Origin of the sequence: Butyrivibrio sp. ob235, assembly GCF_900109475.1 — a bacterium.
Taxonomy (GTDB): Bacteria; Bacillota; Clostridia; order Lachnospirales; family Lachnospiraceae; genus Butyrivibrio.
In genome coordinates, this window is the sequence record NZ_FOBE01000010.1 from 120,874 (window position 1) to 132,562 (window position 11,689).

12 protein-coding genes are annotated in these 11,689 nt (G+C 43.7%); 1 reads left to right on the top strand and 11 read right to left on the bottom strand.

From position 1 onward, the window contains the following. Positions 1 to 50: 50 nt before the first annotated feature. The 5 genes from BMW61_RS09630 to BMW61_RS09650 all read right to left on the bottom strand — a co-directional run bounded on the left by BMW61_RS09630 (position 51) and on the right by BMW61_RS09650 (position 4,113). Positions 51 to 1,136 carry a S66 family peptidase gene (locus tag BMW61_RS09630; protein ID WP_091821335.1) on the bottom strand — a complete coding sequence of 362 codons (1,086 nt, stop codon included), beginning with the start codon at positions 1,134 to 1,136 and terminating at the stop codon, positions 51 to 53. Positions 1,137 to 1,203: 67 nt separating this feature from the next. Next, a complete protein-coding gene (locus tag BMW61_RS09635) occupies positions 1,204 to 1,683 on the bottom strand; it encodes a DUF5721 family protein (protein WP_091821338.1) in 480 nt (159 codons plus the stop codon). Further along, positions 1,680 to 3,422: an ABC1 kinase family protein gene (locus BMW61_RS09640; RefSeq protein WP_242829206.1), complete on the bottom strand. Its 1,743-nt coding sequence runs from the start codon at positions 3,420 to 3,422 to the stop codon at positions 1,680 to 1,682. The genes BMW61_RS09635 and BMW61_RS09640 overlap by 4 nt, the downstream gene beginning before the upstream one ends. Before the next feature lie 5 nt (positions 3,423 to 3,427). Continuing rightward, positions 3,428 to 3,709 carry a phasin family protein gene (locus BMW61_RS09645; protein ID WP_026498057.1) on the bottom strand — a complete coding sequence of 94 codons (282 nt, stop codon included), beginning with the start codon at positions 3,707 to 3,709 and terminating at the stop codon, positions 3,428 to 3,430. A 23-nt stretch (positions 3,710 to 3,732) separates the two neighbouring features. Next, positions 3,733 to 4,113, bottom strand: coding sequence for a diacylglycerol kinase family protein (locus BMW61_RS09650; protein WP_026498056.1), 381 nt, complete (start codon positions 4,111 to 4,113; stop codon positions 3,733 to 3,735). A gap of 189 nt (positions 4,114 to 4,302) precedes the next feature. On the opposite strand from BMW61_RS09650, the gene BMW61_RS09655 reads away from it, so the two are divergent. Next, on the top strand, positions 4,303 to 5,139 hold the full coding sequence (locus BMW61_RS09655) for a DegV family protein (protein WP_022762879.1): 837 nt from the start codon (positions 4,303 to 4,305) through the stop codon (positions 5,137 to 5,139). Positions 5,140 to 5,215: 76 nt separating this feature from the next. On the opposite strand, the gene BMW61_RS09660 is transcribed toward BMW61_RS09655, so the two are convergent. From BMW61_RS09660 to BMW61_RS09685, 6 genes are all read right to left on the bottom strand, one after another. Next, on the bottom strand, positions 5,216 to 5,575 hold the full coding sequence (locus BMW61_RS09660) for an Hpt domain-containing protein (RefSeq protein WP_022762880.1): 360 nt from the start codon (positions 5,573 to 5,575) through the stop codon (positions 5,216 to 5,218). Positions 5,576 to 5,660: 85 nt separating this feature from the next. Beyond that, positions 5,661 to 6,734: a peptide chain release factor 1 gene (prfA, locus tag BMW61_RS09665; protein ID WP_091821341.1), complete on the bottom strand. Its 1,074-nt coding sequence runs from the start codon at positions 6,732 to 6,734 to the stop codon at positions 5,661 to 5,663. 53 nt (positions 6,735 to 6,787) lie between these two features. Beyond that, positions 6,788 to 7,624 carry a peptide chain release factor N(5)-glutamine methyltransferase gene (gene prmC, locus BMW61_RS09670; protein ID WP_026498054.1) on the bottom strand — a complete coding sequence of 279 codons (837 nt, stop codon included), beginning with the start codon at positions 7,622 to 7,624 and terminating at the stop codon, positions 6,788 to 6,790. 5 nt (positions 7,625 to 7,629) lie between these two features. Then, positions 7,630 to 8,592: a DUF1385 domain-containing protein gene (locus BMW61_RS09675; RefSeq protein WP_022762882.1), complete on the bottom strand. Its 963-nt coding sequence runs from the start codon at positions 8,590 to 8,592 to the stop codon at positions 7,630 to 7,632. A 123-nt stretch (positions 8,593 to 8,715) separates the two neighbouring features. Then, a complete protein-coding gene (gene rpmE / locus BMW61_RS09680) occupies positions 8,716 to 8,928 on the bottom strand; it encodes a 50S ribosomal protein L31 (RefSeq protein WP_022762883.1) in 213 nt (70 codons plus the stop codon). 126 nt (positions 8,929 to 9,054) lie between these two features. Then, entirely contained in the window at positions 9,055 to 11,256 is a 2,202-nt protein-coding gene (locus BMW61_RS09685; RefSeq protein ID WP_091821344.1) for a fibronectin type III domain-containing protein, read from the bottom strand. Positions 11,257 to 11,689: the final 433 nt, after the last annotated feature.

Genomic DNA, 11,689 nt, shown 5'->3' on the forward strand with positions numbered 1-11,689 from the left:
CCTTTCAATCCTATCGTAAGCAAACAATCCGTTCTTTACGAAACGATTTTTTATTCATATTTAAATCTCAAGTCATTCCCCTTAGCGCAAACCAGAGCTTCCGCTCCCATTACTACCGGAAGCATCGGATCTATATGGCCTATATCGGCATCCATGATAATAGGAATATTAAGGCAGGAAACCACATCCGTCACTGCATTGTACTGATCTGCTCCCATCATCTCCTGTCCGAATGCTGTAAGCGGTCTTCCAATCACAAAGCCTGCTGCGCTGTCGAACCATCCCGCTTCTCTCATGTTCCATATCGCCCTTCGATAACTCATCGGAGTAAGGTCGCAGGCTTCAAGCACCCAGATTACATTTTTGTGGTCCCGGTTAAACTCCTTTACCTTATCAAACCTTGTACCCACCATATTGGCAAGAACGTCAACGCAGCCTCCAAGCAATATTCCACTCATTTTTATCTCGGTATCAGTACCTGCCTTTTCTGCCTTTCCGTTTTTACACAAAAAGCTTGTGAGCACTTTTTCCGAATTATATTCATAGGGTATATCAAAATCAATTTTCGAATATTCCGAAGGATCCAGATCACGGGGGAGCGGATTCTCTTCCTTTGCCGGATCTACAAATTTCTCATACCCCGAAAACTCCGTCTTTGTCCCCTCAAGAAGTGCCATGGCATCCTCTTCGGGGAGCTCCCATTTCTTGGAAAAACCGGAAATGCAAGGTCCGTAGATTCCCTGCACACCCGAGATCGTAACAAGCGGAAAAATAAAATTGGTATTGTCGGAATATCCGATGTACCACTTGGGTTTAGCGCCTGCAAGAGCCTCAAAATCCACGTTTGTTATGGTCTCATTCATGAGCTCACCGCCGCCTGCGGAAATGATTGCATCAATATCATCTCTTTTATAAAAATCCACAAGCTCAGCTGCTGCCACCTTCGGATCGGTGTTTATCCCTATGCCGTCGTTTTTGAAAAGTGTATCGCCCTCTACTATCTTATAGCCTTTGTTTTCCAGATTTTTCTTTGCGAAAAAATACATCGAGTGATATGGCTCGCTCGATGGGCCAAAAGAAGGCGCCGTAATTCCTATTGTGTCACCGGGTTTGATATAGTCTGGTCGTTTAATCATGATGTCCTCCTGGTATTTCCCCTCATCCGGCGCTTCGCGCCACCTTCCCCCTCAGGGGGAAGGCATCTTATAGTTCTTCATAGCTGATGCCGACGCTGTCAAGAAAGCGCTTCATATAGTCGTCCCAAATCTTTTCGTAGGATTTGTCCAGCGTGAAGCCCGAGAGGGCTGCTCCTGTAGTGAGGGTGATATGCCCCTCCTTGAATTTCAAGATAAAAACTAAAGACGACACAATCTGCCGCAGGTCATCAGGCAAAAGTTCATCCTTCCTGGGTGGTGCGGCGCACATGATGAATTTGAAGGAAACCGGGGTGTTTTTACCCTTTATCAGTTCATAGCAGACAGGTTTGAGCTCGCTCCATTTGGAAAGCTCATATTCAGGCTTTTCGCTGTCATCCCCGAAAAACTCCCTATTCACATGTCCGTCAATTGTGTATGTATTCGCAATCTGCAGCTCTGCGCTCTCAAGCAAAAATTCATCAAAAACCTCAGATGCAAGGAGCACAGACATAAACTGTCTTGTATTTTTTATCTGTAAAGCAATCATAAATGTTTATTCTTTCTTCTGCGCCGCCTTCTGTAGGCAATCTTTAGCGCTATATTTCTTATTACCAAAAAGCCGCTGACCACCATGGCAAAGACAAATCCAAGCGCGCCAAGAACAGGGATTCCGAAAACCTGAGGTTTCATCTCTGTAAGGCACATTATACTGGATGAGATCAGAAGAGCGGCAACTCCAAGACCTATAACCACATTTCTGATAGATGAATAGATTAGTTCATCCACTTCCTTGGATGAGCTTATCGTGATATTCACTTTACTCTGTCCGGCGAGGTATTCCTTCATCGCCTGTGCTGTCAGCGAAGGAAGTTCAATTCCTTTATCCGCAGCACGATAAAGTGCCCTGCCATATTTCATGAGTTCTTCCTTGATATCGAGATTCTCAATAAACTCATCGGTTATTCTGGCAGTCGCAATCTGGAGCATATTTATCTCAGGACTTATGGTTGCAAGTACGCCCTGCATGTGCGCAAGCCCTCTGCATAGAAGCGTCATTCCGTGTGGAAGCGCGATTCCGTTTTCCTTCATAATATCCATGAGGCACTGGAGCGCTGCAGCAATATCAAGACTTCCGAAAGATACCGAGCCATACTGCTCAATGAAGCCTTTCAAATCAATATAGAGCTTATCTCTGTCGGGAGTTCCGCTCACCTGTCCGAGATCGAGAACCGCATTTTCCACAGCCTGTATATCATGGAGGGCAATACCTCGAACGCCGCGAACCATCAGTCGTCTGTCTCTCTCGGAGAGTCTGCCCATCATGCCCATGTCAATCCAGATGATCTTCCCATCTCTTACTTTGACATTGCCGGGATGAGGATCCGCGTGAAAGAAGCCATCATTCATAACCTGTTTGATAAAGTTGTTGACGAATTTTTCACCAATCTCATCTAGGTCATACCCATGCGCAGTGAGATACTCAACATCATCAATCGAGCATCCGTCAATGTACTCCATGACAAGAACCTTGTCCGTCGAGTACTCCGGAAACATCTTGGGACATCCAACATATCTGACATCCTTGTTGTTGCGGGCAAACTCAGCCATGTTGCAGGCTTCCGTAAAAAAGTCCATCTCCTCTTTAGCTACGGCCCACATCTCATCTAAAACCATATCAAGGTCCACGATATTCTTAAGATCTCCGACCGGCGGCATGAGTTTTACAAGTCTGTGCAAGAGGCTGATATCGCGGCTCATGATCTCATAAACGCCCTTTCTCTGGACCTTTATGATGACATCACCGATGCTGTCCTCTGATGATACATTCTTAAGCCTGGCCCTGTGTACCTGCGCAATCGAAGCCGAACCGAGGGGCTTTTCATCAATCCACTCGTAGATATCCGTGCAGGGACTTCCATAGGAGTCCTCTATGACCTCGATCACCTCATTAAAGGGCATGGGCGGAACGTCAAAATTGAGCTTTGCGAGCTCATCACAATAACGCTTCGGCAGAATGTCGGAATGCATCGACATTATCTGACCAAGCTTGATGTATGTGGGACCAAGCTCCTCTAAGATTACACGGAGCTTCTCGGGTGATATTCCCCTTGTGATTTTATTTCTTGCGAGGACAGCCTTGATTTCCTTGAATCTTGCACTGTCCTCGGCACTTCTTTCTTTACCGGTCTCCTTTGAAGCGCTGCCGTTCTTTTCAGCCTCCGCCTTATCGGCCTGGGCGTCGGCAACCTGCCTCATTTTACTGACCAGATCTGTCAAATCAGCCATCTAAGTCACTCTTTATTTTCTGCTGCCGCAATAAGCTCCTTTAACTTAGCGAGCTCGTCTGCCGAAAGACCATCAACAACCTTGGAAAGATCCTTCTTCTCATCCTTCTTGGTGCTGTCCTTTACCGTGCGCTTCAACTCCTGATTGAGAGCCTTGCCCTGTTCAACGGTAATCTCACCCTTTTCAACCATCTCGTTTAAAAGCTCTCCGGCTTTCTCGGTCGTAAGAGCAACCGCTCCAACACCTGCAAGCAGTAATTTTTTCAATCCGTCTGTAAGATTTTCCATGGTTAAAACCTCCTCATAAAATTTTAAAAAATTAGCGTCCACAATTTAGGGAAGAAAATAATTCCGCCTATAATGGCCGCCATTATGGCACTCATTAACACTGCTCCTGCGGCTGCATCCTTGGCCTTCTTCGCAAGGGGCTTCCTCTCCTCGGTGACCAGATCCACCACTGCCTCCAGCGCTGTGTTCACTAATTCGAGACTCAACACAATTGCAAAGAGCACTATACAAAAAAGCCATTCTACAAGCGATATATGAAGCAGAAATCCAAATATCACTACCAATATAGTGACTGTGCAATGTATCTGCATATTCCGCTCATGAAGAATGGTATTGCCGATGCCCTCAAATGCATACCCGAAGCTCTTATAAAGTTTGTTCTTTTTCGTGTTTTTTGTGTCCATATTTACTTAATATTTTATCAAAAAAGTGAGAATTTATCCACTTTACGGCGGAAAAATTAAAGCCATGCGGAAACCACAGTGCGTAATTCCTTTTTTATTTACCCATATTGGTTTTCATGCTAGAATATGTCGTATAAAAAACCATGTGCAATTTTGATGCATAACCCCCATCGGAGGATAGGATAGAATATGAGTTATAAGATTGTTGTAGACAGCTGTACCGATTTGCCTGCAGAATACCATGTTGATAAGCGTTTTGAGATAATTCCGCTTATTCTTCAGGTAGGCGATTATACAGTTCTTGATGATGAGAATTTTGACCAGCTTGATTATATAAGACGCGTTGCCGAATGTGAGACCTGCGCCAAATCAGCATGTCCCTCACCCGACAGATATATGAAAGCTTACGAGTGCGATGCCGATGATATCTATGTTGTAACATTGTCCTCGAAGCTCAGCGGAAGCTATAACAGTGCTCTTCTTGCAAGAGATATTTATCATGAGGATATAGGAAAGAAAAACATTCATGTTTTTGATTCGCTCTCAGCCTGCTGCGGTCAGACCAATGTAGCCTTTAAGATTATGGAATACGCCGAGGCCGGTCTTCCCTTTAACGAAGTGGTCGAAAAGGTTGAGGCCTACAGAGATGGAATGGATACCTATTTTGTCCTGGATTCTCTTGATACTCTCAGGAAAAATGGCCGCCTCACAGGTATGAAAGCAATTGTGGCTTCAACTCTCAATATCAAACCCGTCTGCTATGCGATAGAAGGCACAATAGCCCAGTGTGGGCAGGGCATTGGTATGAAAAAAGCTCTTATCAAAATGGCTGATCTTGTCGCAAAAAGGACCAAGGATCCCGAGGAAAAGACACTCATGATCACACATATCAACTGCTACGAGAGAGCTGCCGTAGTTAAAAATCTGATTCTTTCAAAGGTAGCTTTCAAGAACGTCCTGATCGTCGATGGAGCAGGTGTTGCCACAACCTATGCAGGAGACGGCGGAATCGTCGTAACCTGCTAATAACCATAAAAAAGCAAACAAAAAACTCTTCCCTTTGGATTATTACATGGGAAGAGTTTTATTTTTTTATTATGGTTTATCCGGCATATTTCTTAAGTATTTCTGTAAGTGAATCATAGGAGGCTTTGATCTTCTGATATAATTCGTCCGAACCTTCCAAAGATCCTGCTCTTAATATCTCCGTAAGCTCAAGCACATCCGGTCTCATGGCATCAAGCGCCAGATTTCCTGTCACACCCTTAAGTGTATGGCAACCTTTAAAGGCTTCCTCTGCGTTTTTTGCCTGAAGTCCCTTTGTCATAGCAGCAAAACTGGGATCATTAAGGAATTTAAGCATGAATTTCTCAACAAGATCCTCATTCCCCATAAATCTGTCCTGAACATCAGGCCAGTTAACACCCCAGTCAATAAGTTCCTGTTTCATCTGTTCATTCATGAAATTAACCCTCATAGAAAAATTTGCCAGTGCTATTCCATTGCACCGCAAATGTCGATAGCTGATATTTATTATATCATTTTGCTTAATTTTGCGCCATGCCCGCCAGCTTCTCAGCCTGACTTGCGGTCGTAAGTGCATCTATAAGCTCCTCAAGGTCTCCGTCCATTATGGAGTCAATCTTGTAAAGCGTAAGGTTTATGCGGTGATCAGTGACTCTTCCCTGATGAAAATTGTAAGTTCTTATCTTCTCAGATCTGTCACCGGTTCCGACCTGGCTCTTTCTTAGAGCTGCTTCGGAGTCGTGAGCCTTCTGCTGCTCAAGTTCATAGAGCTTTGCACGAAGCACCTTAAGTGCCTTAGCCTTATTCTTTATCTGGCTCTTTTCATCCTGACAGGAGATTACGATTCCTGTGGGAATATGCGTAAGTCTTACAGCCGAATCCGTAGTGTTGACACACTGTCCGCCGTTACCGGAAGCTCGGAAAACATCGAATTTACAGTCGTTCATATCGATCTCAACCTCTACGTCCTCAACCTCGGGCATAATGGCAACCGTAATTGTTGATGTATGGATTCTTCCGCCCGACTCAGTTGCGGGTATTCTCTGAACACGGTGAACTCCGCTCTCAAATTTAAGTCTTGAATAGGCACCAGTTCCGGAAAGCATAAAGCTAACCGACTTCATTCCGCCGATTCCCGTATCCTCGACACTCATGGTCTCAATTCTCCAACCATGTCTGTCAGCATATCTGGTGTAAACCCTATACATATCAGCTGCAAAAAGAGCCGCTTCGTCACCGCCCGCACCGGCACGTATCTCCACGATAACATTTTTATCATCGTTAGGATCCTTTGGAATCATAAGGAGTTTAAGTCTCTGCTCTATCTCAGGAAGCTCGTCCTTTGCCTCTGAAAGCTCCTGTCTCAGCATCTCCTTCATATCCTCATCAGACTCGGAGGACAGTAGCTCCTCACTATCTGAAATCGTCTCTTTGCACTTTTTATAATTGTTATATTCCTCTAAAATCGGAAGAAGGTCGCTCTGTTCCTTCATGAGCTCCCTGAATCTGTTCTGGTCTGATGCCACATCGGGCTCGCCCAGTTCCATGGTAATGTCCTCGTATCTGCGGACCATGTCTTCTAATCTGCTAAACATAATATTTCTCTCCTAATTAACTGCGATTATTATTAGTTACAAAAATAGCGCAGCTAATAGAAGCATCCGCTTACAACTCTGTCATTTCCGCCAAGATCCTTTATAACCTGAACATCTTTGTATCCGTTTGACTCCATAAGTTCCTTTACTGCTTCGCCCTGATCGTAGCCGATCTCCAGAAGAAGATATCCGTTTTTAAACAGATATTCCTTTGCTCCGGGCACAATCCTCTTGTAAAACGAAAGCCCGTCAGCGCTTCCGTCAAGTGCCATATAGGGTTCGTAGGTCTTTACTTCCGGCGCCAGAGTCTCTATGACATCCGTCGGAATATAGGGCGGATTCGATACTATAAGATCATATTTCTCCACCTGCTCCGGGAAAATATCGGCCTTTACTGCCTTGAATCTGTCAGATAATCCCAGCTTTTCGGCATTTTTCTCCGCAATCAAAAGTGCGGCATCGGACATATCCGTGCCAACAGCTTTGGTATCATTGCTGTACTTAAGAATACTAAGCGCGATACACCCTGAGCCCGTGCATAAATCCAGCACATTCATCCCGTCATGCAGATATCTGAGAGCTTCCTCCGCAAGAGTCTCTGTGTCCTGATTGGGAATAAGAACGTCTCCTGTAACATCAAATTCTATCCCCATAAACTCTGCGTTTCCGACAATATAAGCCACAGGTATTCTCTGCTCTCTTTTAGATAAAAAGTCCCTGTACCTTAAAATGTTCTCCTCTGAGACCTCCATATCACCGTGCGAAAGGAGGGTATTATGGTCGGTTCCGCACACATACTCGAGAAGGAGTCTGGCATCCAGTGCACTCTCCGGAACGCCTGCATTATTCAGTTTTTCCTCTCCCTCTTTATAAAGTGATGCGTAGTCCATAATTATTACTCTGCGATTTCTTCGTCGTCCTCAAACTTATATCCGAAGGAGTCCTCAAGGAACTCTCTCCAGTCAAAAACTGCTTCAACCGATTTAATTCCAACCTCGATCATCTCATCATCAGGCTCCTTAGTAGTGAGCATCTGAAGAAGGAGTCCCGGTGCGGAAATAATCTTCATGATAATATTGTTGCTTCTCCCTGCGAGTCTGATTATCTCATAGGAAATACCTGCTATTACGGGAATCAGTGCGATTCTTACAAGGATTCTCAGCGGTATCGACTGAACTCTGATAAAGAAGAACAATATAATGCTGACAAACATTACGAACAAAAGGAAGCTGCTTCCGCATCTCTTGTGAAGTCTTGTGCTCTCCTTTACATTTTCGAGTGTCAGCGGCTTACCCCTTTCAAGGCAATTGATACACTTATGCTCAGCACCGTGATATCTGAAAAGTCGCCTTATGTCCTTCATAAGTGAGATGAGAAGAACATAAAGGATGAAAATTGCGATTCTGATTCCGCCCTCAATAAGAACTACCACGGAATTATTCCTGATATAGTCATTAAAGAGTGAACTTAAATAATACGGAAGTACCATGAAAATTCCGATGGCAATCACAAATGCCACAACTGTTGTGATAGTCGTCGCCACTTTCTCCCTGCTCTCTGCGGCAATCGGGTCCTTTGCCTGTGCAATCTCCTCCTGTCCGAACAGTGATGCCGAAAAGTTAAGGGATTTCATGCCAAGGACAAGTGAATCCCAGAAAGCAAAAACTCCTCTTATAAAAGGAATATGTGTAAGTCCAAGGCTGTCACCCTTTCCAAGGTAATGATCAACCTCTACTGCAATCTCCCCGTTTTCCTTGCGGACCGCAACTGCGTACATATCCTTATTGCGCATCATAACTCCTTCGAGTACTGCCTGTCCGCCAATTCCTGAGTAATGAGTTATTTTTTTCTTTCCCATGTCGTCTCCTAGTATAAGTGATTGTGTGCGGAGCGCTTTTTATCATATAGAAATTACATCGTAATTTCTATATGATAAAAAGAGGTTGAGGCCTTAGCCTCAACCTCTTTGCATTTCCAGTGATCAATCGTTGTTAGCAGTCATACCATACTTACGGTTGAACTTATCGATACGTCCACGAGCAGCAGTTGCCTTCTGTGTTCCTGTATAGAAAGGATGGCACTTAGAGCAAATTTCTACGTGGATTTCCTTCTTTGTTGAACCAACTGTAAATGTGTTACCGCAGTTGCAAGTAACTGTTGCCTGATAGTATTCGGGCTGAATATCCTGTCTCATTTTCTCACCTCTTTTATATCAATGATTCTTAATATTTTTAAAATATTATACGTTAGTTACATCGCTGCCTAATCACAACAGCTTGTTTATTTTAGCATAATGTGAACTCTTTCGCAAGAAGATTTTTTATTTCACTGTAATCTTTATAGTCTCAGTAGTCTTCTTTGTTTTTCCGTATGCCGCAACTGTAACTTTAAATTTATATACTCCCTTGGGAGCACCCTTCTTCATTGTGACGGTGACTTTTCTGCCCTTAACCTTGAAATCGGCATATTTCTTAAGTTTCTTTGCGGATACGTTCTTAACTGTGATCTTGCCCTTAAGCTCAGGTGCCACTTTTAAAGTAACTTTCTGATTCTTTTTCTTAAGAACCGATACCTTGAAGGTGTCCTTGGAAGCTGTGATCTTTGATTCAGGCTTTTCATCAGCTTTTGTATCATCTGCTTTTTCGGCTGCCACGTCAGCAGTTTTTTCCGAATCGGTTGTATTTACTGCGGGCTGTTTCTTATCGGTTGTCTCTGCAGCTGTATTTTCGTTATTCATACCATTTTCGGTAACCTTGCCGCCTGCACCTGCTTCACTGTTTTCCTGATTACCATCGATCTGATCAGTTGCCTTTTTCTTTAAATAGTTTGTGCCGGTCTCATCAGCATAAAAGTATTCTATACCGCTTTGAAGCTTGCCATCCTCAAAATATTGATATCTGTACCCAATTGCAAAAACATACTTCTTGGAATTGTCGATTCCAAATACTCTCATCTTCGTGCAGGGAAGATCAGCACTTTCAGAGTACACTCCGCTATTGCTATTTTCGAGTTTTGAATAAGCATGTTCTATGTCTTTTGAATTGTCACTCTGCGGAACCTCTGTATATTTGACAGTAATAATTCCTGACCTCTGCATCTTTCCAAAATACTTTTCAAACACTGATTGGCTGATAAAAGCCTTTGAGCCCTCTGTCCAATCCAGTACTATTGTGCCGTTTTCTCTTTTCGCATAGCAATCATACATATATCCGGGCTGTTTGTTCGCGGAAATATCCTTGACTGCTGCCACTTTTCCGGAATCACCCTTTGTCTTAATCTTGTATGTAACATAGCATGTATCACAACGTCCACCCTGTGTCTGCCAACCGCATCTCATTACTATATTGTACTGAGTTCCTGGTTTAAGGCCTGTGATCTTGTAGCTCTTTGCACCTTTATCTACCTTAATATCTCCCTGGTAGGCTTTTTGCAGTGCCTGACGCATATACGGTCCCTCATTATGGTCGGATCCGAATTTTGCCCAGTCTTCCTGAGCATCATAGTTAGACTCTTCAACACAACCTATTTCGATCAGATGTCTGTCAGCAGAAGGTATGACATTATTCTTGGTCCAGTCCAGAGTAATGCTGTTTTCATCTGAGGTAACAGAACACTCAGCATTTTTCCTCGAATAACCTGCCCCGCTTGTATAGACCAGCTTACCTGTATGTGACGAATCCTCTCTGTTATTTTCGGAATATCCGGGGGTGTTATCTCCCACATCATCCGAATAACCGCCTTCAGGAGCGGTTCTAAGGCTTCCTGCCTCTATAAATTCATCAACATAAGAAGATTTATTTCCATCTGCCTTCTTGTAATCATACGTCAGCATAACAGAAACAGCATATGCAGTATCAGGTCTCAAGCCTGTGTATTTCTTAGAAGTATATTTCTCAGTGAAATTTCTTCCGATTTTTGTTGTGTTATTTCTTGCAGCAGAAAGCGCATCGCTCTCGCTTCCTGACTGCTCAACAATTGAACCTGTGACACTGAGAACAGACAGATTGCTGCCGCCTGCTTTCTTTACCTTCTCTTCCATCTGCTTAACTGCATCTGAAAAATCCACATAAAGTGTAGTATCCGAATGTCCTATCATTTTCATCGTATATGAGTTGTCGCTTCTGGTACTTACTACATTCCATATACTCGGAGAACTACTGTATCCCTCGATTTGAAATTTAATATCAACTCTGTAGGTCGTCGCCGGCTTAAGCTCTTCAACAGTGCTGTTGTAAGTTGTCCCAGGCACTGAATATGGTTTTATCAAGGACATACTTCTGCCATCCTCAGCCACTTCAAAAACCTGAATCTGAAAAGAATCATAGGAGCCTGATTTTCCACTCTTTTTATACGATTCCAGAAAGCTTTCTGCTGCCTCAGTCCAGTCGAATGAAATCGAATTCTGGGTAACCTCAGTGAAACAGAACTCCCCCTGAGCCCTTACATTAAAAGAAGTCATGCAAAACGCGCAGAAAAAAACGCATAGCATGACTATACACGTTGAAACTTTTACTCTCTTCATACCTTCCTCCCAAATATAGCTTTCCCCCTAGGAAAAATTATATATTAGGCCGGTATGATTGTCTCCTTAAGAATTGCTTAATGACGGCGTAAATTTACTGTAGGATTTGAAAGGGTAGATTGCCCCTGTGATCAGTTCAGATGTTCAAACCTTACTCATTATAGCGCCTGGTTGGATGACAGTTCAAGGCTGTCATTCTAATCCTTGGTCTGCTTGTTGACTACTTTATCTGTCATGGAATACCAGTCAACCCTGCGCTATGCGCACCGCGAAGCGGCTGCGGGGTTGACAGGCATTCCATGGCAGATATTCTGTAGTCAAGCAGATCAAGGATAGGTGTGCGCTCTGGCGCACTTTATTCAAGGGCAGAGGCGTCAGCCTCTGGCTTCCTTTTAGAACAGTTTCCAGATGTAGTTATGCATTCCGATGCTCA

Coding starts and splice junctions, on each gene's coding strand:
- prmC (WP_026498054.1), bottom strand. CDS start 7,624: ATGGACTACGCATCACTTTATAAAGAGGGAGAGGAAAAACTGAATAAT.
- BMW61_RS09645 (WP_026498057.1), bottom strand. CDS start 3,709: ATGGAAAATCTTACAGACGGATTGAAAAAATTACTGCTTGCAGGTGTT.
- prfA (WP_091821341.1), bottom strand. CDS start 6,734: ATGTTTAGCAGATTAGAAGACATGGTCCGCAGATACGAGGACATTACC.
- rpmE (WP_022762883.1), bottom strand. CDS start 8,928: ATGAGACAGGATATTCAGCCCGAATACTATCAGGCAACAGTTACTTGC.
- BMW61_RS09635 (WP_091821338.1), bottom strand. CDS start 1,683: ATGATTGCTTTACAGATAAAAAATACAAGACAGTTTATGTCTGTGCTC.
- BMW61_RS09630 (WP_091821335.1), bottom strand. CDS start 1,136: ATGATTAAACGACCAGACTATATCAAACCCGGTGACACAATAGGAATT.
- BMW61_RS09675 (WP_022762882.1), bottom strand. CDS start 8,592: ATGGGAAAGAAAAAAATAACTCATTACTCAGGAATTGGCGGACAGGCA.
- BMW61_RS09685 (WP_091821344.1), bottom strand. CDS start 11,256: ATGAAGAGAGTAAAAGTTTCAACGTGTATAGTCATGCTATGCGTTTTT.
- BMW61_RS09640 (WP_242829206.1), bottom strand. CDS start 3,422: ATGGCTGATTTGACAGATCTGGTCAGTAAAATGAGGCAGGTTGCCGAC.
- BMW61_RS09650 (WP_026498056.1), bottom strand. CDS start 4,113: ATGGACACAAAAAACACGAAAAAGAACAAACTTTATAAGAGCTTCGGG.
- BMW61_RS09660 (WP_022762880.1), bottom strand. CDS start 5,575: ATGAATGAACAGATGAAACAGGAACTTATTGACTGGGGTGTTAACTGG.
- BMW61_RS09655 (WP_022762879.1), top strand. CDS start 4,303: ATGAGTTATAAGATTGTTGTAGACAGCTGTACCGATTTGCCTGCAGAA.